This window comes from Streptomyces sp. NPDC107521 (assembly GCF_055598485.1).
Genome location: NZ_JBVKAT010000002.1, coordinates 370,595 through 391,340, shown reverse-complemented (window position 1 = coordinate 391,340; position 20,746 = coordinate 370,595). Strand labels below are relative to the sequence as shown.

Sequence of the window (20,746 nt, the reverse complement as noted above, 5' to 3'; positions counted from 1 at the left end):
CCCCCGCGGGGGTCCGGGCCGTCCGGCGTACCGGGGACCGTCAGGCGGCGGGCTCGCCGCCGAAGCGCTCCTTGTAGGCCGCCAGGTCGTCGTCGGTCAGCTTGGCGAAGAGGACCGGCGGCACGGTGAACGGGGTGCCGACCGGCACGGAGGTGAGGGCGCGGGCCTCCTCGGGGGTGACCCAGCTCGCCGTGTCACCGGGCAGCGAGAACGCCCGGCGCATCGCGGTGGCGGACGCGGGGATGAAGGGCTCCGAGACCACCGCGTACAGGTGGATCAGGTTCATCGCCGTCCGCAGGGTGAGCGCGGCGCCCTCCTGGTCGGTCTTGATCTCCAGCCAGGGGGCCTTCTCCTCCAGGTAGGAGTTGCCCGCGGACCACAGGGCGCGCAGCGCCGCCGCCGCCTTGCGGAACTGGAGCGCCTCCATCTGGGTCTCGTACTCGGCGAGCAGCCGGGCGATCTCCTCGCCGAGCCCGGCCTCCGCCGCGCCGGGCTCGCCGCCCGCCGGGACCTCGTCGCCGAAGCGCTTCCTGGAGAAGGAGAGCACCCGGTTGACGAAGTTGCCGAGGGTGTCGGCCAGGTCCTTGTTCACCGTGGTGGTGAAGTGCTCCCAGGTGAAGGACGAGTCGTCGGACTCCGGGGCGTTGGCGATGAGGAAGTAGCGCCAGTAGTCGGCCGGCAGGATGTCCAGCGCCTGGTCGGTGAAGACGCCGCGCTTCTGGGAGGTGGAGAACTTGCCGCCGTAGTACGTCAGCCAGTTGAAGGCCTTGACGTAGTCGACCTTCTTCCACGGCTCGCGGACGCCCAGCTCGGTCGCCGGGAACATCACGGTGTGGAAGGGGACGTTGTCCTTGGCCATGAACTCCGTGTAGCGGACGCTGTCGTCCACGTCGTACCACCAGGACTTCCAGTCCCGCGTCTCGCCGTCGGGCGCCGAGTCCGCCCACTCCTTGGTGGCGCCGATGTACTCGATGGGGGCGTCGAACCAGACGTAGAAGACCTTGCCCTCGGCCGCCAGCTCCGGCCAGGTGTCGGCGGGGACCGGGACGCCCCAGTCCAGGTCGCGGGTGATCGCGCGGTCGTGGAGCCCCTCGTTCAGCCACTTGCGGGCGATGGAGGCGGCGAGCTGCGGCCACTCCTCCTCGTGCCGGGCCACCCACTCCTCGACCTCGTGCTGGAGCTTGGACTGGAGGAGGAAGAGGTGCTTGGTCTCGCGGACCTCCAGCTCGGTGGAGCCGGAGATCGCGGAGCGCGGGTCGATCAGGTCGGTCGGGTCCAGGACCCGGGTGCAGTTCTCGCACTGGTCGCCGCGGGCCTTGTCGTAGCCGCAGTGCGGACAGGTGCCCTCCACGTAGCGGTCCGGGAGGAAACGGCCGTCCGCCGGGCTGTACACCTGGCGGATGGCGCGCTCCTCGATGAAACCGTTCTCGTTGAGGCGCCGGGCGAAGTGCTGGGTGATCTCCACGTTCTGCGTGCTGGAGCTGCGGCCGAAGTGGTCGAAGGCGAGCGCGAAGCCGTCGTAGACCGCCTTCTGGGCGTCGTGCGCCTCGGAGCAGAAGACGTCGACCGGGACGCCCCGCTCCTTCGCGGCCAGCTCGGCGGGGGTGCCGTGCTCGTCGGTCGCGCAGATGTAGAGCACCTCGTGGCCGCGCTGGCGCAGGTACCGGGAGTAGACGTCCGCCGGGAGCATGGACCCCACCATGTTGCCCAGGTGCTTGATCCCGTTGATGTACGGAAGGGCGCTGGTGATGAGGTGTCGAGCCATCGGGGGCTGCTCCCAGGTCGATATGTATGGAACCGTGAAATCGTATCCGACACGCGCGGGCCGCCCGCTTCCCTTTCACGGGGTGGAAGGCGGGCGGCCGGGGGCTGGGACGGGGTCAGGGGCGCCAGGTGCCGAGGACGCCCTCGTAGAGCTCCTTGTCGGTGAGTTCGCGGGGGGTGGGGCCCGCGTGGAAGAAGGACGCGTTGGCGGCCTTCAGCCTGCGGAGGTAGTCGAACGCCTTGTTGTCGTGGTCGCCGAAGGCGACGAAGGAGAAGAAGACCCCGGGGTGGCTCCCGGCCGCGTCGGTGAGCGCCCGGGTGGCGGGGGTCTTGGCGTCGGGGGCGCCGTCGGTCTGGAAGACCACCAGGGCGGGGGTTCCGGGGGCCTCCTCCGTGTGGCGGGCGAGGACCGCCTCCACCGCGGCGTGGTAGCTGGTGCGGCCCATCCGCCCGAGCGAGGCGTGCAGCTCGTCGACGCGGTTCTCGTGGTCGGTGAGGCTCAGCTCGCCGGTGCCGTCGACCTCCGTGGAGAAGAAGGTGACGTGCACCGTCGCCTCGGGGTCCAGGTGGGCGGCGAGGGCGAGGGTCTGCTCGGCGAGGGCCTGGGCGGAGCCGTCCTTGTAGTACGGGCGCATGGAGGCGGAGCGGTCGAGGACCAGGTGGACCTTGGCGCGGGTGCCGGTCAGCCCGTGCTTCCTGAGGGCGGCGGAGGCGGCCTTGTAGGCGGTGCTGAGGCCGGGGGCGCGGCTGCGCAGGCGCGCGGCGGTGACGGCGGGCCGGGGTGCCTCCGTCCCGGCGTCGGCGGGGGCGGGGTCCGCCTCGGCGTCGGCGGGGGCCGGGGCGGGGGTCTCGGGCCCGGCGGGGGCCCCGGCCTCCGCGGTGGCCTCCGTCCCGGGCTCGGCCGGGGCCTCGGGGGCGGTGGTGGGCGCGGCTTCCGTGGTGGCCCCGGCGGACGGCGCGGCCCCCGCCACGGTGTCCGTCTCCGGCTCGGCGGCGGTGCCCGTCCCGGATGCGGCCTCGGCGGACGGCACGCTGTCCGTCGCCTGCCCCGCCGTGGTGGCGCCGGCCCGCGGCTCGGCGCCGGCCTGGGCCCGGGTGCCGGGCGCGGTGTCGGGGGCGGTTCCGGCCCCGGGCTCCGCCGTGGCCCCGGGCTCCGCCGTGGCGGGCGTCCCGGTCCCGGCGGTGGACACGGCCTCGGCGCCGGTTCCGGACGCGGCGTCCGTCTCCGCTCCGGTGCCGGACGCGGTCTCGGAGGTGGCCTCGGCGGCGGGGTCCGTCCCCGTGCCGGTCCCGGGCGCCTCATCGGCGGCCGGTGCGGCTCCGGCGGAGGTCGCGGTCCCGGTCGCGGCGGGCTTCGGCTCGGCCTGAGCGGTCGACTCGGCGGCGGCCCCGGATGCGGTGTCGGCCCCGGTCCCGGTCCCGGACGTGGTGTCGGGAGCGGTCTCGGCCTCCGCTTCGGCCCCGGGCTCCGCCGTGGCGGGCGTCCCGGTCCCGGCGGCGGGCGCGGTGTCTGCCCCGGCGCCGGACCCGGACGCGGCCTCGGCGGCCGTCTCCGCCCCGGCCCCGGCCTCGGCGGCGGCCTTGGGCGCCGTGTCCGTCGCGGTGTCCGTGGCCGCGTCCGTCCCCGTGCCGGTCCCGGGCGCCTCATCGGCGGCCGGTGCGGCTCCGGCGGGGGCCGCGGTCCCGGTCGCGGCGGGCTTCGGCTCGGCCGGGGCGTTGTCCGGGGACTCCGCGGGCTTCGGCACCGCGATGCGGGCGAAGGCCGCGGTGACGAGTTCGTGCTCCCCGGCCTGCTCGTCGTCGGAGGCCGGACGCGGCTCGGGCAGCGCGGCCCCGGCCCCGGCGTCCGCCGGGGCCTCGGCCCGCGCCGCCGGGACGGTCGCCGCGTCGGTCGCCGCACCGGCGGCGCCGTCCGCGTCGGGGCCGGCCGGTTCCGAGGGGGCCGCGGACTGGGACGGGAGCTGCGGTGCCGACTCCGGCGTCGCACCCTCCGCCTCGGCGGCGCGTGCCTTGCGTGACCGGCCGAACGCGTTCCGCAGGAGAGTGAGAATGCCCATGTGCGCAACCCTTCGCTGAGGTGAAGCCGTCAATCCCTGGCCAGGACGGACACGTAAGGTTAGCGGCCCCGGCTTGTGATCTTGTGCAGGGTCTGCCACGAATCCGGGGATACGTCAAGGACGGAACGCGTCCGGGCACCCCCGCCCCCTCGGGCCGGGACGCGTTCACCCGGCGTTCACCCCACCGCCCGGTCCCCGCACGGCCGCGCCCCTACCGTCGCGCTGACACCCCAAGCGCATCCGAGGGCACCCAGGGAGAACACCGTGCGCAAGCCGCTGCCGTTGATCGGAACCCCGTCCGGAACCCACCCCGGTGGCCGGTCCGCCATGACCTGCCGTTTCCGGTGCGGTGACGCCTGCTTCCACGAGGTCCCCAACACCAGCTCCAACGAGTACGTCGGCGACGTCATCGCCGGTGCGCTCAGCCGCCGTTCGATGATGCGCGCCGCGGCCGTCGTCACCGTCGTCGCGGCCGGTGCCGGAGCGGCGGGCGTGGCGACGGCACCGTCGGCGCAGGCCGCGCCGGTGGCCGGAAAGGGCCCCCACCACCCGCACCCGGGGCCGCCGGCACGGGAGGCCGCGCGGGGGCTGCGCTTCACCCCCGTCGCCCCCAACACCCGGGACGCGGTCGTCGTCCCGGAGGGGCACCAGCAGGGCGTCGTGATCCGCTGGGGCGAGCCCATCCTGCGCGGGGCGCCCGCCTTCGACCCGGACCGGCAGAGCGCGCGGGCGCAGGCCGGGCAGTTCGGGTACAACAACGACTACCTCGCCCTGCTGCCGATGCGCGGGGAGCGGGGCCGCCAGCTCCTCGTCGCCAACCACGAGTACACCAACGAGGTACTCATGTTCCGGGGTTACGACCCCGGGAACCCGACCCGCGAGCAGGTCGAGATCGCCTGGGCCGCGCACGGCCTGTCCGCCGTGGTGGTCGAGGAGGACCGCCGCACCGGCCGCCTGACCCCCGTCCCCCGGCACGCCCTGAACCGCAGGGTCACCGCCACCACGCCGTTCCTGCTGACCGGCCCCGCGGCCGGGTCCGACCTGGTGCGCACCTCCGCCGACCGCTCCGGCACCCGGGTGCTGGGCACCCTCAACAACTGCTCCGGCGGCACCACCCCGTGGGGCACCACGCTGCACGGCGAGGAGAACTTCAACCAGTACTTCGCCAACGGCGGCAGCGCCACCGACAAGCGCTACGGCATCGGCAGCGGGGCCACCGAGCGCAAGTGGGAGCGTTTCGACAAGCGGTTCGACGTGTCCCGGGAGCCGAACGAGGTGCACCGCTTCGGCTACGTCGTCGAGTTCGACCCGTACGACCCCGACTCCACGCCCCGCAAGCACACCCTCCTCGGGCGCTTCAAGCACGAGGCGGCCACCGTGCGGATGACGCGGGACGGGCGCCCCGTCGTCTACACCGGCGACGACGAGCGCTTCGACTACTTCTACAAGTTCGTCGGCAGCAAGCGGATGCGGCACGGCAACGGCCGCGGCGTCCGCGAGCACAACCTGTCGCTGCTGGACGAGGGCACCCTCTACGTGGCCCGGCTGACCGGCGACTCCCCGGCCGTCGACATCGACGGCAGCGGCAGGCTGCCCCGGGACGGCGAGTTCGACGGCAGCGGCCGGTGGATCCCGCTGGTCACCGCGACCGCGCGGGGCGCCGTCTCGCACGTCGAGGGGATGACGGCCGAGGAGGTCTGCGTCTTCACGCGGCTGGCCGGGGACAGGGCCGGCGCGACCAGGATGGACCGCCCCGAGGACATCGAGCCCTCGCCGCGCAGCGGCAAGGTGTACGTCGCCCTCACCAACAACAGCAACCGCGGCAAGCCCGGGTACGCCGGTCCGGACGAGGCCAACCCGCGCAACGGCAACAAGCACGGGCACATCCTGGAGCTGACGGAGCGCTTCGGCCGGGCCGAGAGCCTCACGTTCGCCTGGTCGCTGTTCCTGGTGGCCGGTGACCCGCAGGACCCGTCGACGTACTTCGCGGGCTTCCCGAAGGAGGCCGTCAGCCCGATCTCCTGCCCGGACAACGTGGCCTTCGACGACCACGGCAACCTGTGGATCTCCACCGACGGCAACGCGCTGGGCACCCACGACGGCCTGTTCGGCGTGGCCACCCAGGGGCCGCGGCGCGGTGAGCTGAAGCAGTTCCTCACGGTGCCGACCGGGGCGGAGACCTGCGGGCCGCTGGTCCAGGACCGGCGGGTGCTGGTCGCGGTGCAGCACCCGGGCGAGCTGGACGGCGCCTCGGTGGAGCGCCCGGCCAGCACCTGGCCCGACGGACCGGGGCGGATCGTGCGCCCGTCGGTGGTGGCGGTGTGGCGCGCGGACGGCCGCGACATCGGCGTCTGACCCGGCGGCCGGGGCGGGGGCCCGGGGCACGGGGGGCCGGAGGCACGGAGGCCGGGAGAGGGGGGTCAGAGGCGGGCGCGGGTGGGCCGGGCGGGGGCCGGTCCGGGGCCCGGGGGAGCGGCGGGCGGGCGGTGACGGGGCGCCCTCCCGCGGCGGCCGGTGAGCCAGGAGGCCAGCGCCACCGTCAGCCCGAGGGCGACCAGCAGCCAGGAGGCGGTGCGCAGGGTCGCGGTGAGGGCGTCGTAGACGGCGCCCGCGGCGGGGCCGTCCACCGCGCCGGGCAGTTCGGCCAGGGTGAGCCGCCGCCCCGCGAGCACGGCGAGGGCGAGCAGCCCCCCGCCGGCGGCGGTGCCGAGACCGGTGGCCGCGACGGCGCGGCGGCGGTGGGCGGCCACCGCGATCCCGGTGGCGGCGAAGACGACGGCGGCGAGCGGCAGCCAGAAGGCGGCGACGTCGAGCACCTGGTAGCCCTTTCTGAGCCGGTCCACCTCGTGGGCCGGGAGCACGGTGAAGGCGGTGTGCCGGACGGGGATGCGGCGGGCCAGGCTCACGTGGTCCTCGGCGAGCGCGTCCCGGACGCGGGCGGTCACGGGGGCCAGGTCGAGGGTGACCGGGCGGCCCGCGGCCCGGTCGTCGCGCAGGGCGTCCAGCACGGCGTCGTGGAGGGTCCGGTTGGCGGCGTCCCAGCCCGCGCGGAAGGCGTCGGTGCGGGTGAAGGACCGCGCGGCGTCGTGCACGAAGAGGCGCACCGCCTCGTGCGCCGGTACGGCCCCGACCTGGGCGAGGACCCCCTTGCCCATGGTGTCGGCGACGGCGTCCCGGACGTCGGGGTCAGCGGCCAGCGGCGCCATCGCGGAGACGTAGCGTCCGGTGTCGGCCAGCCCGTACGCCGCCCAGCCGGCCAGCGCGCCGCACGGGGCGAGCAGGCAGGCGAGGACGGTCAGCAGGGCCGACAGGGCGCTCCGGAGACGTGGGGGCACCCCTCCAGGCAAGGCCGCCGGGGCGGCGCGGGCGAGCGGCGTGCCTGCAAGTGGCGTACGCCCCGGACCGAACGGGCGCACCGGGCGGTGACGGGGGCCGGCGGCGGGGCCCGGCGGCCGCGCGGGGGCGGGGCGCGGGTGCGGACGCGGCTTCGGGGGGCGGGCCCGGGGGCGGGCGGCGGGTGGGGGCCGGGGCCGACCGGGTCCGCGTGCCGTGCCGTCGCGGGCGGCGGAGTGTCACTCGTAGGGGTGGCGTCCCGTGCGGGATGTTGCCGCCCGGGGTCGTTCCCGGCGCGGGGCGCTCCGGTACGGGCCGTTCCGGTACGGGCGCTGGCCCGCGGACACGGGGGCCGTCACCGGCGGTGCCGTGGCGGGACCCGGTCCCGTGGGGGAGCAGGGACCGGGGCCCGGTGCCGGAGACCGGAGCGGGCCGCCGGCCGAGGTGTCGGGCGGGGTGTCGGGGTGTGCGCGGGGCGTGCGGTGTGCGCGGCGCGGCCAGGTGCCGGTGGCTCCCCGGGGCCGGTCCGGGCGGGTCCCCACGCCGTGCCCGGGGCCGGCGGCGGGTCCACACCGTGACCGGGCGGTGCGGGGGCGGACGGTGGACGGCGCCGGGCAGGGGGCGGCCGGGGTCAGGGGATGTGGTGCCCCCGGGCGTCCTCGTGGGTGTAGTAGCGGTAGAACAGCCCGAGGAAGACCGCCGCGCCCACGATCAGGGACACCACCACGCAGGTGATCATGCCCACGCCGCTCTGGGCGTAGAGGAATCCCAGGGCGCTGCCCGCGAAGGCGCCCCACAGCACCGCGTGCCCCTCGCGGGGCAGCCGCGAGGCCACCGCCCCGATCACCGCGCACAGGATGACGAACGCCAGGGCCGTCATGAAGCCGAAGAGCAGGTTGCGGCCGGTGATGGGGCCGCCGAAGCGGCGTATGGCGGCCGCCCAGTAGCCGTAGACCAGCCCGGCCGAGACGATGACCGTCCACCGGGCCACCAGGTGGGCGCGGGCGCTGAAGACGTCGGGCAGCGGGCGCGGGCGGTTCCGTACCGCCGTCGCGGGCTTCGGTGCCGCGTGAGCCATGAGAGCGCTCCTCTCCTCGACCCCCGTTCCCTCCAGAGCACACCCGCCCCGGCCGCCCGGCAAGTCAGGATGCGGGTGCCGGGGGCGCGTGGTTCGCTGGGGCCCGTGACGGGTGCCGACGACAGGCCGGTGGGCGGCGGGCGGCTGTTCGGCCGACTGGCCGGGGCCGCGCTCCGGGGGACCGCCGCGTCCCGGCGCGAACTCTTCAGCGTCCGGGGGCGCAGCGTCGCCTGGATCTTCCCGCTGCTGCTGCTCGTCGGGATCGTGGCGGGCGACCTCGCCACCGGGGCGCTGGAGATCATCTCCTGGACCGTGCTGGTCCCCGGTATCGCCGCCGCGATCTGCGGGGTGGGCGCGACCGCCGTGTTCGCGGGGCTCGCCGTCCTCGTCTTCCTCCTCGCCGACACCACCTGGCAGCACCGTTTCGAGACCGGGCTGCCCGGTCTGGTCCTCGTCGTCCTGGGCGGGGTCATCTCGGTGATGGCCTCCGCGTTCCGGGTGCGCGGCGAGAAGCGGATGCTGCACATGCGGGACATCGCGGACACCACCCGCCGGACGGTGCTGCGCCCGCTGCCGTCGGCGTGGGGCGGGCTCGACCACGCCGAGGTCTACCTCTCCTCGGACACCGAGGCCCGGGTCGGGGGCGACTTCTACGACATCCAGCCGGGCCCGCACGGCATCCGGGTGCTCCTCGGCGATGTGCAGGGCAAGGGGCTGGGGGCGGTGAGCACGGCGGCGGCGCTGCTCAGCACCTTCCGGGAGGCGGCGTACCACGAGGCGGACCTCGCCACCGTCGCCGGGCGGCTGGAGACCCGGATGTACCGGCACCGCGCGTACACGGCCGCGCTCGGCCGATCCGACGGCGACCGGTTCGCCACCGCCGTGCTGATCGGCTTCGGGCGGGGGACGCCCGATGCCGTGGAGACCGTCGTCTTCGGCCACGAACCCCCGCTGGCGGTGGGCCCCGGCGGGGTGCGGGCGCTGCCGGTGGTGGGCGGGCTGCCGCTGGGGCTCGGCGACCTCGTCCCGGGGCGGCCCGCGCCGGTGCGGCGGCTGGAGCTGGCGCCGGAGGAGACGCTGCTGATGTTCACCGACGGGGTGACCGAGGCCCGCGACGCCGAGGGCCGCTTCTACCCGCTGGCCGACGACGTCGCCCGCGCCCTCGCCGCGGACCCCGGGATGGGCACGCCGGTCCGCCTGGTCGCCCACGTCCGCGACGCCACGCTGCGGCACTGCGGGGGGCGGCTGTCGGACGACACCACGATCTTCGCCGTGCGCCGGACGATCCCCGGCGGCGCCCCGGCCGTCCCCGGCATCGGCATCGGCGCGGGCCGCACGGCGGGCCCGTGGGACGAGGGGGACGGCTCCGTCGCGGCCCGCTGACCACCGGCGGCCCGCCCGCTCCCGGCGGGAGCCCGGCGGTGTCGCCGGTCCCGGCGGTGTCGCCGGTCCTGGGCGTCCCGCCCGGTCCGGCCGGTTTCGTCGGCGGGCGTCCCCGCCGTCGTCCGGCTCCGGGCCGCGCGGGTCCGGAGTGTGCGGACGGGGCCTGTCCCGCCCGGTGCGGCTGCCCTCGCCGACGACCTCCGCGTTCCGCCGTCCGGCTCGGGGCCCCGTCGGCTCGGGGGCGCGTGTGCGGGTCCCGTTCCGCCCGGGGATTGTGCCGTGCCCGGTCCGGCTCCGGTGCCCCGGCGCGTGGCCCGGCCCGTGGCCCGGCCCGTGGCCCGGCCCCGGCCGGTGCCGGTCCTGCCCGGCACCCGGACCCCGTCCCCACGGGACCCGGCCGGCGGCCCTCGTACCGTGCGCCGTCGCCGTCGCCGTCGCCGTCGCTGTCTCCCGGGGCAGGGGCCGCACGGCACCCCGGTCCCGCCCCCGCCCCGCCCCCGGCTGCGATCCGCCCGCACCGGGCCCCCCGCCGCCCTGCCGGGAGGCCACCCTCAGGCGTGGGTTCGGCCGGTGTGGGCGGTGCGGGGCCGGTGGAGCCGTTACCGTGCAGACGTGGGTGATCTACAGGGGGGAACGCACATGCCAGGGACCGCGCTGCTCCTCGCGGCGTCGCCGGCGGGCAGGGGACGCCTGGTGGACGCCGCCTCGGTGCTCCCCGTTCTCGCGGCCGTGCCGCCCGCCGTGCTGGCGGGCACCGACACCGCGAACGTCGTCGAACTGGCCGATCCGCTGGAACCGCAGGCCGTGCTCACCCGGCTGCGGGCGGCGGCCGCCGCCCCCGGCCCGCTGACCGTCTACGTCGCCGGCCAGCTCCAGCTGGACCGCCGCCAGCGCCTGCCGCACCTCGCGCTCGCCCGCACCACCGCGGCCAACGTCCGCTACACCGCGCTCCCCTGGCACTGGATCAGGGAGGAGCTGCGGCTGCGGCCCGGCGGCTCCACCACCCTGCTGCTCGACCTGCGCGCCGACCGGGAGACCTGGGCGTGGCTGCGCGAGCACTCCTTCGACTCGGGCCCCCACCACGCCGTCTACGGGCGGATCGGGCCGCCCCCGCCCCGGCGGTCACCGGCGGCGCCGTCGTACCTGCGCGGGATCGCCGCGGTGCTGCGCGGCGGGCGGCGGCCCCCGGTGGAGCGGCTGCACGCGGAGGCGCTGGAGCGGGCCGCCGCCGAGGACGGGGCGGCCGGGACGGACCTGCTGCTCGCCGGGCCGGGGACGGTGCCCGGCGATCCGCACGCCGCCATCGCCGACGCCGTCCGGGACGGGCGGCACGCCGACGCCGACGGACTGGCCGCGCGGTACGAGGCGGACGCCGCCGGGACGCACGGGCCGCACGCCGAGGAGACGCTGCACTGGACGGAGGTCCGGGCCGACCTGGCGATGCTGGCCGGGGACCCGGTGCGCAGCTGCCGTGCCTGGCTCACGGTGGCCGGGGCCCGGCTCGACGCGGGCCAGGCGCCCGGGACGCCCGCCGTGGAGGCCGCCGCCGACCGGGCCCACCACCAGTGGGGCCGGATCGGCGACCCGGCGGCGGCCCGCGAACTGGGCGCGGCGCTGGCGGCGCTGCGCGGCCGGGTGCCCGGCCGCCACGAGGGGGCGCTGGACCATGTGCGGCGCGAACTGGGCCGGTTGGGGATCCCGGGCTGAGGCGGCGCCGGTACGGGCGCGGGAGTACGCCGCTCCCGTCCGGGCCCGGGGATCACCGGGGCCAGGGGTGCCGCGGGCGCGGGGCGACGGACGGCCGCCGCGGGCGTGGCCGGACCGGGGCGGGCGCGCCGACGGGCCCGCGCCGCTCGCGCGCGGGGAGCGCGGCTCGCGCGGGGCCGCGGCGCACGCGTACGGGGAGCGGCGCGGACGCCGACCGCCGCCGCACGCGCGACGGCGGGAGGGGCGGCCGGTGGGCACGCCGACGGTCCGCCGCGCACGCCCCGGACGGCCGGAGCACGGGCCGAGGGGCACGGGCCGGCGGGAGCAGCCGGCCGGCGGGGGGCGGGCTCCGGCGGGTCGCCCCGCCTACGCGGACGGGCCGGCGCTGCCCGAGGGGGTGGGCCAGGTCCCGGGTGCCTGCTCGGTCACCTGCTCGACCTGCCCGCCGCCGCCGGAGGGCGGTTCGGCCCGGGCTCCCGCCGGGCCCATGGTCGCGGTCAGGACCAGCGCGGCCACCGCCGCGACGGCGGCGGCGAGACCTCTGGCGTAGCGTTCGGCGCTGCGGATGCGGTCGAGCACGGGGGCGGGGTCCTTCGCGGATCGGATCACTGTGGGGGGGGGTGGTGTCCGCGGTTAAGCGGGCTTAATCCGCCGATTAACCTAGGGCGGTCGACGCCGGACGGCAAGAGGCACAAGGGAGTTGGCAGTGGGTGACCGCGACGACCGCGAGGTCATCGGACGCCGGGTGCAACGGCTGCGCGCGGAACGCGGCATGACACAGCGGCAGTTGGCGGAGCCGGCCTACACGCCCGCCTACATCTCGACCCTGGAGGCCGGCCGGGTCCGCCCGTCCGACGAGGCGCTGCGGCATCTGGCGGAGCGCCTCGGCGTCGGCTACGACGAGCTGGCCACCGGGCGCCCGGCCGGGCTCGCCACCGGACTGCGGCTGCGGCTGACCGGGGCGCACCACGCGCTCGCCTCCGGTGACGCCGCCCTGGCGGCCGGGGAGTACGCGGCGCTGCTGGCGGAGGCGGAGGCGCACGGGCTGGAGGCGGAGCGGGCCGCCGCGCTGACCGGGCTGGGCGAGTGCGCGCTGGAGACCGGTGAACCGGCCGACGCGCGCGGGTACTTCGAGCGGGCCGAGGAGTGCCTGGCCGGGGCGCCGCTGCCCGCACGGGTCCCGGCGCTCCGCGGCCGCGCGGTCGCCCACCAGCTCGCCGGTGAACTCCGTTACGCCGTGCACCTCATGGAGTCCGCCCTGGACGAGCTCAACCGGGGCGGGCTGCACGACCCGGACGCGCTGCTGCTGCTCTACTCCGGTGTCATCGGCCCCTACGTGGACCTGGGCGCCCACGCCCGCGCCGCCGAGGCGGCCGAGTTCGCCCTCGCCCTCGCGCCCCGGGCGGGCGATCCGGCTCTGGTGGCCCGCATGCACCGGTCCGTCGCCGGGACGCTGCTCGCCGAGGGGCGGCTGGCCGAGGCGGACGCCTCCCTGGCCAAGGCGGCGGAGCTGTACCGCGTGCTGCGGCTGCGCACCGAGCTGGCCAACTGCCATTGGATGCGCGGGCACGTGCACGCGCGCAACGGTGAACTGGGCCGTGCGGAGGCTGAGTTGCGCCAGGCGCTGGAGATGCTCCCGGCGGCCCGGCCGCACCACTGCCGCGGCCGGGCCGCCGTGGAGCTGGCCGACGTCCTGCGCCGGGACGGCCGCCCCGGGGAGGCGGCGGAGCTGCTGCGCTCCCTGCTGGACGGGCTGTCGCCCCGCTGCGGCACCCCGCACGCGGCGGGCGCCCACCGGCTGCTGGGCCTCCTCGCGGAGGACGCCGGGGACGGCGACGCCGCCGAGGAGCACTATGTGCGCGCGCTGGGTCTGCTGGAGCGGGGTGGTGCCGCGTCCTCCGCCGGTGAACTGGCGGTCCTGTGCCGGCTGCTGGGCGATCTGCGGCGCCGCGCGGGCCGGACGGAGGCGGCGATGGACGCCTACCGGACCGGACTCGGCCACTGCATGGCGCCGGACCGGGCCCCGCTCGGCCCGGCGCCCGCACCCCCGCCGCTCTGAGCGGCGGGGGCGGGCCGGACCGGCGGACGCGGTCGCCGGTCGCGGAGCGGGCACGGCGGGGCACGGCCGGGGCGCGGCCGGCGCCGGGTTCAGTCGCCGAAGGTGACCACGGCCCGGCCGCGCAGGGTTCCGTCGCGCAGTGCCCCGTACGCCTCCTCGATCCGGGAGAAGGGGAAGAGGTCGACGTTGTTGCGGATCCGGCCGCTCTCGGCGAGCGTCAGCACCTCCCGGACGTCGGTGATGCTGCTGCCCTGGAAGGTGAAGACCTCGCCGTCGCGGGGCAGTCCGCCGTACCAGGGAGCCTGGAGGCGGCCCATGGCGGCGCCGACGAGCCCGTAGGCGCCGCCGGGGCGGACGGCGGCGGTGCCGGTGGCGATGGTGGCGTCCACGCCGACGAAGTCCAGCACCGCGTCCGCCCCGTGCCCGTCGGTGAGGGCGCGGATCCGCCCGGCGGTCTCCTCGTCGGTGCCCACGAGCGTGTGGTGCGCGCCCAGTTCGCGGGCCACCTCCAGACGGGCCGCGTCGGTGTCGACGGCGACCACGTCGGCCCCGGTGAGCAGCCGCAGGTACTGCACGGCGAAGGCGCCGAGGCCGCCCGTGCCGATGACGACGGCCGTGCCGCCGGGGCGGACGCGGGGCAGGGCGCGGCGCACGGCGTGGTAGGAGGTGGCACCGGCGTCGGTGAGCGGACCGGCGGTGCGCGGGTCGAGGCCGTCCAGCGGCAGCAGCCCGCGCGGGTCGTCGACGAGGACGTACTCGGCGAGCCCGCCGTCCCGTCCGAAGCCGCGCCCGGCGGGGGCGTTCGGGCAGTTGTTGTCCTGGCCCCGGACGCAGAAGGAACAGGTGCCGCAGGAGGCGGGGGAGACCAGCGCCACCGCGTCGCCGGGGGCGAAGCCGGTGACTCCGGGGCCGAGTTCGGCGACGTGGCCGGCGGTCTCGTGGCCGAGGGTGAAGGGCATGCTCCAGCCGATGGCGCGGCCGGTCTCGGCGGGCATGGCCAGCATCGCGAAGTCGGAGTGGCACAGGCCGCATCCGGCCACCTTCACCAGGACCTGACCGGGTCCCGGCACCGGAACGGGGACCTCGACGACTTCGGCGGGGTGCTCCCACTCGGGGATGCGGTAGGCCTGCATGGTGCGGCTCACGGTGGTCACCGTCCTCATTCCTTGCCAACTGTGCCAAATCCGAGCGTAGTCATCGTTTCCGCAGGTAGTGCGTGGTGCCGACGTGAGAAACACGGTATGGCGAAAGGCCCCGGTCCGGGGGTATAGCGCCCCTTTCCGGCACGCTCCGGCCGGGGAGGGGGCTCGGTGCGGTGGCCGGGGCGCGGGGCGGCGGTCGCCGGGAGGGGCGCCCGGGGAGGACGGCGGGCTCCTTCGCCGGTGGCCCGATCCCGTCATCGGCGGGCGCGTCCGCCTGTGCGGCCGCCCGGCGCGGCGGCCGCCCGGTCGGGGTCCAACGGCCGGGAACCGGCGGCCTCATCGGCCGGACACACCCCTCGTGTGCCTGGCGCCCTGGCGCTCCGGCGCTCCGGTGCCCCGGCAGCCGTCGCGTTCCGTCGTCAGATGCTGGTGTGGCCCTGGCGGCGGGCCTGGGCCAGGCGGTCGGCGCCCGTCCCGACCGCCGTCCACGTGGTGTCGCCGTCGACCGGGCCGAGGGCGCCGTGGGTCAGGCCGAGGGCGTCGCCGCCGACCCGGGCCCCGGCGAGGTCGACGGTGAGGACGGTGGAGTCGTCGCCCACCGTCACCCGCACCCCCTGCCGGGCGTCCCCCGCCCCGGGCAGCGGGAGCGCGGCGACCCGGACCTCGCGGACGCCGCCGTGCGCGGTGGTGGCGCGGAACCGCCCGCAGGTCTCCGGCAGCCCGGCCAGCCAGGCCAGCGCCCGGTCCAGGTCGGCGGGGGCGCCGGAGACGATCCGGTAGTGCATCTGGCCGCCGTCCACCGGGTCGTCCAGCGCGGCCGCCGCCCGGGGCGGTTCGGAGCCGAAGAGTTCCTCCGTGTACAGGACGTCGAGCAGCCGTCGGCAGTCGGGGTTCTCCGCGGTGCCCTTGAGCAGGCCGTCCCGCCAGGTCGCGGCGCCCGTGGTGGGCTCCCAGGGCTCTCCCAGGTCGTCCGCCGTGACCAGCGCGGCCCGTGCCTGGTCCGGGCCGAGCGCGGGCGGCGACGGCGCCGCCGCGGCCGGGGACCCGGGGCCCGGCGGGACGCTCGGCGCCGGGGGCCGCGGGCGCGGCGCCGCCCCGCCGCCGGTGGCGCAGCCCGCCGCCGGCGACAGCGCCGCCGCGAGCAGGACGGCGAGCAGCGGGCGGGCGACCGGAAGATGACGTGGCAAAGGTGCCTCCTGGGGACGGCCGGTGCGACGGGCGCCGCGCGGAACGATCAAGCCCTCCCACGGCACCACCGCCACCGCCGCCCCACCAGCGAGCGGGACCGTCCGGGTGACCCGGCCGGGGTCCGTTGTCCCCGTGGCGGCACCCCGTCGCGGGCCGGCGGGGCGTCAGCGCACGACCGCCGGTCCCCGGGGGGTCGCGTTGAGGCGGCGGGCGCCCTCCTCCGCGCAGGCGACGACGTCCCCGACCCGTACGCCGAAGCGGCCCGGCAGGTAGAGGCCCGGTTCGACGCTCAGGCACATGCCCGCCGCGAGCGGCAGCTCCTCGCCCTCGGCCAGATAGGGCGGCTCGCTGGTGGTGATGCCGATGCCGTGCCCGGTGCGGTGCGGGAGGCGCCCGCCGTGCCCGGCCTCCTCGATCACCGCGCGGGCCGCCCGGTCGATCTCCTGGCAGGCCACTCCGGGCCGGATCGCGTCGACGGCCGCCTCCTGGGCGGCCCGGACGGTCGCGTGGACCCGGCGCTCCTCCTCGCCGGGCTCCCCGACGTGCACGGTGCGGGCCGTGCCGTAGCCGTAGCCGTCGCGGAGCCCCCCGAGGTCCAGGAGGACCGGGTCGCCGGGCTCGACGACCCGGTCGCCCGGCGCGTGGCCGGGGTCGGCGCCGTCCGGTCCGGCGGCCACCACCACCGGGTCCCCCTCGCCGCGGCCGTGCTCGCGCAGCAGCCGGGCCAGGTCCGCGGCCACCTCCCGTTCGCTGCGCCCGGCGAAGCGCAGCCCGAGCGCCGCCTCGTAGACGGCGTCGACGGCCGCGGCGGCCTCGGCCAGCCGGGCCATCTCGTGGGGGTCCTTCACCGCGCGCATCATCGGCAGGACGGTGCTCAGCGGGCGGAAGGTGGCCAGCGGCAGCGTCTCCTGGAGGCGGAGCAGGTGCACGGCCCAGGTCGCGTCGGAGACCGCGTAGCGGCCGTGCGGGCGCATCAGCCCGGCCGCGACGGTGTACGGGTCGTGGCCCTCCCACCAGTCGGAGACGCGGACGGCGCCCGCGCCGGGCGCGGTCTCCGCCCGGGACCGCTCCGAGGCCGGGACCAGCAGCCGGGGCTGGGAGTCGGCGGTGAGGACCAGGAGGGTGAGGGGCCCGGCGCCCGAGGCGGGCCGGTGGCCGCACAGCCACTCCAGATCGGGTCCCGGCGTGATCAGCAGCCCGGCGAGCCCGGTGGTGGCCGCCTCGTACGCGGCCCGCTCCATGCGCTCGGCGTACTCCCGTTCGGAGAACGGCTCGGGGGCGGGTGTCGGGGGGCCCATGGCTCAGTAGCGGACCGCGCGGGCGACGTCGGCGCGCACGGGGCCGGGGAGGGGGCGGGTGCTGCGGGCGGTGGCCCGGCCGTTCTTCCCGGCGGGCACGTCGTGGACGAGCACGACGACGGTGTCCAGGGGGCGTCCGCCGTCCGCGGCGGTGAAGTCGACCTGGACGGCGAAGGACTTCTCGGAACCGGCGGTGTTGCGGACGGTGACGGGCACGGTGACGCGCCCCTCGCCGTCGGTGCCGGGGGTGCCCGTGCGGGTCTCGGACCGGGCGTCGCCGCCCTGCCGGATGTCCGCCAGCCACCGTCCGGCCTCCGCCGTGGCCGAGGCGACGGCGTCCGCGCCCCGGGAGGCCAGCGAGGAGGCGGCCGACGCGGCGCGGCTCGCCGCCGACTCGGCGGGGTCGGGCGGCGGGCCGGATTCCCCGCCGTTCCCCGAGCAGCCCGCCAGGACGGCGGCGGACAGCACCGCCGCGGCGAGCGTTCGTCCGCGGTGACCGGCCATGTCGCCTCCCGGGGCCTCGCGCGCCTGGGTCGCCCGCGCGGACGCGCGGGTACTTCCAGTGAAGGCCCGGACCTTCCGGACCGCAGCCCGGGAGGTCCGGCGGGGATCAGACGTGGCCGGGGCCGCCGCTGCCGAAGGCCCCGCTGGAGCCGGGCACCCAGCGCGGCCGGTGCTGGTCGGGGGAGCGGCGGCTGGGCGAATGGTGCAGTTCGTACGGCATCAGCCGGGTGGATCCGGAGGAGACGCGGACCACGTCGGGCTCGCGCACCTCCCGTTCCTCCACGACGGCGCCGGTGGGGGGCAGATGGGGCTGGTCCTGGGCGCGCGGCCGGGTCAGCTCCCGGTCCATGACGCGCATGCCGATGCGTACGGCCCAGATCAGCGCGCAGACGACGACCAGACCGCCGATGAGGAAGGCGCCCGTCGTTCCCAGCGCGGCCGATGAGGCCGCCAGGTCATACATTGCCGTACTCATGCTCCAAGTATCCCCCGAAAGGACGCAAAGAGTCATGTATCGCCCTATTTCGCCCAGAGCGTGCGATGGCCGGGGCCCCTCCGGGCGCGGCCGGCCGGTCCGGACGCGACGGTGCCCCCCCGCGTGCGGGGCCGGGGGCGGACCCGGGGCGAGGCGGTGGGGGCCGGGCGGACGAACGCCGGGTTCAGAGGCGAGCGTGGGGCCCCGCCGGTCGGGGCGTCGGGGCGCGGGCGGCGGCCACGACGGGTACGGGACGCGCCGGGTACGGGACGCGCCGGGTACGGGTCCAAGAGGCCGGGTCCGGGTCCGAGCGGACCCGGAGCGGGGTGGTGGTGGGGGCCGAGTGGACGAACGCCGGGTACGGGGCCCTGCCGGTCGGGGCTCGGGCTGGTCGGGCACGGGCGGGCGTGGGTGGCGGCCACGACGGGTCCAGGAGGCCGAGGTCCGGGAGGTCCGGGTCCGGGTGGACCCGGCGCGGGGCTGGGCGGGCAGTCCTGCCCCACCGGCCTGGCGCTGACCGGTCCGCTCCCGCACCGGCTGATCCCGCTCGGCTCACTCCCGTCCCGTCCCACCCCGGCCCGGTGCCGACCGGCCCCGCGCGGTGGCCGGGGGCGCCGGTGCGGGTGCTGCCGGGCGCCGGCGGTGCGGACGCTGCCGCGGGCCGGAGGCGCGGGGCTCTGCCCGTGGCCCCCGGACCGCTTCCGGCGGGTGCTACGCCGCGCCGTCGGCGCGGGGGCCGGTCTCGTCGTGCCGGACGGCCTCGCCGCGGATCACGTGCGGCTCCCCGGACAACCGCTCCGGGGCCGGCCGGTCCTGTTCCTTGGCGGCGCGGGCCTCCGCCTTGAGGATGCGCGCCGACTTGCCCGCGGAGCGGGTCAGCTCGGGCAGCTTCTTGATGGCGAGGACGACTACGACGACGAGCAGGATCATCGCCAGCTCGCTCAGTCCGAACACGGTGCCCCCCTGGTGGCGTGCGGTCGGGGTCCGCGGGGTGCGGGCCCGGACGGAATGTACGGCAGAACGGGACGGACGGTCGATCCCGGGCCCGTTCGCGGTCCCGGCCCGGGGTGCGTGCCGGGACCGCGGGTGGGGCCGGTCAGAGGTCGAACTCGTGCGGCGGCAGGTCCAGGGCGTAGCAGGCCTCGCGGACCACGGCGCGCTCGTCCTGGTCGAAGTGGCCGTCGGCGCCGCCGATGACGATGCCGATCTGGACGACGGCCCGCGCCTCGGCCGGCTTCTTCTTCGCCTTGGCGACCTCCTGGAGGACGCCGACCTTGCCGAGGGCGAAGTCCGCCGTCAGCTTGTTCAGGTTGTCCTCGAAGCGGCGCCGCAGGTCGTCGGCGGGGAAGTTCTGCAGCACGTCGTTGGTCGCGATGAGCTGGGCCACCCGCTGCCGCTCGGCGGGGTCGACCGAACCGTCGGCGGCGGCGACCAGCGCGCACATCGCCATGCTCGCGTCGCGGAAGGCGCCGCTCTTGAGGTCGTTCTTCTTCGCGATGAGCTGCGTCTGCATCTGCGACGCGGATTCCTTGAAGCGGTCCCACAGGGCCATGAGAACTCCGTACGGATCGTCGGCCGGCCGGTCCACGGCGTTGGACAACGGCGTTGGTCTACAACGATGTAGAAGTTACCAGCCCGGGTTCACTCCTCCCCGGCGTCGTCCTCGTCGTCGCCCTCGAAGAAGTCCCCGATCTCGTCGACGACCTCGGCCGCCACCATCCCGCCGACCACGCCGACCGCGAGCCCCGCCGCGCCCGCCGCGACGGCGGTGCCGATGCCGGGGCCGCCGTGGGAACCGCCGTGGCCGCCCTTGTGGCCGCCCTCGTGGTGGCCCTCGCCGTGGTGGCCGTCGTGGCCGTAGACGGCGTGTGAGCCGTAGGAGGCGCGGTGCTCGACCAGCTGGCGGACCCAGCCGTCGACCAGGCCGGTCCAGTCCTGGGCGCCCGCCCCGTCGTGCGGGACGGTGAAGCGGCTGAGCGCGTCGTGGCCGTCGGAGAACAGCCCGCCGCGCTTGTCCGCCTCCAGGACCACCTCCAGGGCGCCCGGCACGGCCAGGAAGGTCAGCTCGATCTCGTTGACCTGGTGGGCGTAGTGGGGCGGCGGGGTCAGCTCGATCTCCTGGTAGAACGGGAGCTGCTGGCCGGTGCCGCCGATCCGCCCGTACTCCAGGTCGGCGGAGCGGAAGCCGAAGCCGAGCCGCCCGAACGCCTCCAGGACCGCCTCCTGCGCGGGCAGCGGGGCCACGGTGAGCGGGTCCAGGTCGCCCCGGTCGCGGGCACCGGCGACGGCCGCCTCGGTGCGCACGCCGAGCACGATGCCGAGCGCCTGCCCGTGCAGCTCGGTCACCGGGGTCTCCCAGGGCAGCGGCACCGAGAAGGGCACCGAGATCCGCTCCTCCGCGCCGAGCCGGAAGCCGCCGCCGACGGTGTGCCGGTCGAAGACGACGACGCCCTCGCTCTCCCCGTCCTCGTGCTCCGCCTCGACCCGGGCGACCAGCTCCAGCCCCAGGTGCTCGATGTCGAAGGCGGCACCGCCGCCCACCAGCTCGACCCGGCCCGACAGCGTCCCGCCCGGCAGGACGGGGCCCGGGTCGAGCACCGTGTCGACCGTGGGCCCGCCCACGCCGAGGGAACCGAGCAGCCGCTTGAACACCATCGAGGCGTTCACTCCTTCACGTTCGTGGGGGACAACGCGCGGAACACCCGGGCGGCGGGGGGAACATCGGGAATCCCCCCGGCGTTCTCCCCGGGCGAGAAGA

17 protein-coding genes are annotated in these 20,746 nt (G+C 77.0%); 4 read left to right on the top strand and 13 right to left on the bottom strand.

Annotation, left to right across the window (positions count from 1 at the left end):
* Window positions 1–40: 40 nt before the first annotated feature.
* Both metG and ACZ7LB_RS04790 read right to left on the bottom strand, forming a co-directional pair.
* A complete protein-coding gene (metG, locus tag ACZ7LB_RS04795) occupies window positions 41–1,765 on the bottom strand; it encodes a methionine--tRNA ligase (RefSeq protein ID WP_471465392.1) in 1,725 nt (574 codons plus the stop codon).
* Between the two features lie 115 nt (window positions 1,766–1,880).
* Window positions 1,881–3,821, bottom strand: coding sequence for a VWA domain-containing protein (locus ACZ7LB_RS04790; RefSeq protein ID WP_471465391.1), 1,941 nt, complete (start codon window positions 3,819–3,821; stop codon window positions 1,881–1,883).
* Window positions 3,822–4,085: 264 nt separating this feature from the next.
* Here ACZ7LB_RS04790 and ACZ7LB_RS04785 point away from each other — a divergent pair, with 264 nt between their 5' ends.
* A complete protein-coding gene (locus ACZ7LB_RS04785; protein ID WP_471465390.1) occupies window positions 4,086–6,176 on the top strand; it encodes a PhoX family protein in 2,091 nt (696 codons plus the stop codon).
* Window positions 6,177–6,241: 65 nt separating this feature from the next.
* On the opposite strand, the gene ACZ7LB_RS04780 is transcribed toward ACZ7LB_RS04785, so the two are convergent.
* Both ACZ7LB_RS04780 and ACZ7LB_RS04775 read right to left on the bottom strand, forming a co-directional pair.
* Window positions 6,242–7,156 carry a hypothetical protein gene (locus ACZ7LB_RS04780; protein WP_471465389.1) on the bottom strand — a complete coding sequence of 305 codons (915 nt, stop codon included), beginning with the start codon at window positions 7,154–7,156 and terminating at the stop codon, window positions 6,242–6,244.
* 629 nt (window positions 7,157–7,785) lie between these two features.
* Window positions 7,786–8,232, bottom strand: a complete 447-nt coding sequence (locus ACZ7LB_RS04775) for a hypothetical protein (protein ID WP_471465388.1) — start codon at window positions 8,230–8,232, stop codon at window positions 7,786–7,788.
* A gap of 105 nt (window positions 8,233–8,337) precedes the next feature.
* Here ACZ7LB_RS04775 and ACZ7LB_RS04770 point away from each other — a divergent pair, with 105 nt between their 5' ends.
* Together ACZ7LB_RS04770 and ACZ7LB_RS04765 are read left to right on the top strand one after the other, a co-directional pair.
* Window positions 8,338–9,615, top strand: coding sequence for a PP2C family protein-serine/threonine phosphatase (locus ACZ7LB_RS04770; RefSeq protein ID WP_471465387.1), 1,278 nt, complete (start codon window positions 8,338–8,340; stop codon window positions 9,613–9,615).
* A gap of 639 nt (window positions 9,616–10,254) precedes the next feature.
* Entirely contained in the window at window positions 10,255–11,322 is a 1,068-nt protein-coding gene (locus ACZ7LB_RS04765) for a hypothetical protein (RefSeq protein WP_471465386.1), read from the top strand.
* Window positions 11,323–11,688: 366 nt separating this feature from the next.
* Here the strand turns inward: ACZ7LB_RS04765 and ACZ7LB_RS04760 are convergent, their stop codons facing one another.
* Window positions 11,689–11,901, bottom strand: a complete 213-nt coding sequence (locus ACZ7LB_RS04760) for a hypothetical protein (protein WP_471465385.1) — start codon at window positions 11,899–11,901, stop codon at window positions 11,689–11,691.
* Window positions 11,902–12,028: 127 nt separating this feature from the next.
* Here ACZ7LB_RS04760 and ACZ7LB_RS04755 point away from each other — a divergent pair, with 127 nt between their 5' ends.
* Window positions 12,029–13,381, top strand: coding sequence for a helix-turn-helix domain-containing protein (locus ACZ7LB_RS04755; RefSeq protein ID WP_471465384.1), 1,353 nt, complete (start codon window positions 12,029–12,031; stop codon window positions 13,379–13,381).
* An 89-nt stretch (window positions 13,382–13,470) separates the two neighbouring features.
* Here ACZ7LB_RS04755 and ACZ7LB_RS04750 read toward each other — a convergent pair whose 3' ends face one another.
* The 8 genes from ACZ7LB_RS04750 to ACZ7LB_RS04715 form a co-directional block, all read right to left on the bottom strand.
* A complete protein-coding gene (locus ACZ7LB_RS04750) occupies window positions 13,471–14,535 on the bottom strand; it encodes an alcohol dehydrogenase catalytic domain-containing protein (RefSeq protein ID WP_471465383.1) in 1,065 nt (354 codons plus the stop codon).
* A gap of 407 nt (window positions 14,536–14,942) precedes the next feature.
* Window positions 14,943–15,710: a hypothetical protein gene (locus ACZ7LB_RS04745; protein ID WP_471465382.1), complete on the bottom strand. Its 768-nt coding sequence runs from the start codon at window positions 15,708–15,710 to the stop codon at window positions 14,943–14,945.
* A gap of 165 nt (window positions 15,711–15,875) precedes the next feature.
* Window positions 15,876–17,009, bottom strand: coding sequence for a M24 family metallopeptidase (locus tag ACZ7LB_RS04740; RefSeq protein WP_471465381.1), 1,134 nt, complete (start codon window positions 17,007–17,009; stop codon window positions 15,876–15,878).
* Between the two features lie 3 nt (window positions 17,010–17,012).
* Window positions 17,013–17,513, bottom strand: a complete 501-nt coding sequence (locus ACZ7LB_RS04735) for a hypothetical protein (RefSeq protein WP_471465380.1) — start codon at window positions 17,511–17,513, stop codon at window positions 17,013–17,015.
* A 106-nt stretch (window positions 17,514–17,619) separates the two neighbouring features.
* Window positions 17,620–17,988 carry a DUF6479 family protein gene (locus tag ACZ7LB_RS04730; protein WP_161226023.1) on the bottom strand — a complete coding sequence of 123 codons (369 nt, stop codon included), beginning with the start codon at window positions 17,986–17,988 and terminating at the stop codon, window positions 17,620–17,622.
* A 711-nt stretch (window positions 17,989–18,699) separates the two neighbouring features.
* Window positions 18,700–18,942, bottom strand: coding sequence for a twin-arginine translocase TatA/TatE family subunit (locus ACZ7LB_RS04725; protein ID WP_471465379.1), 243 nt, complete (start codon window positions 18,940–18,942; stop codon window positions 18,700–18,702).
* A 142-nt stretch (window positions 18,943–19,084) separates the two neighbouring features.
* Entirely contained in the window at window positions 19,085–19,540 is a 456-nt protein-coding gene (locus ACZ7LB_RS04720; protein ID WP_161226039.1) for a tellurite resistance TerB family protein, read from the bottom strand.
* 89 nt (window positions 19,541–19,629) lie between these two features.
* The gene (locus ACZ7LB_RS04715; RefSeq protein WP_471465604.1) at window positions 19,630–20,643 is read right to left on the bottom strand and encodes a sporulation protein; all 1,014 of its coding nucleotides are present in this window, start codon (window positions 20,641–20,643) and stop codon (window positions 19,630–19,632) included.
* Window positions 20,644–20,746 lie beyond the last annotated feature (103 nt).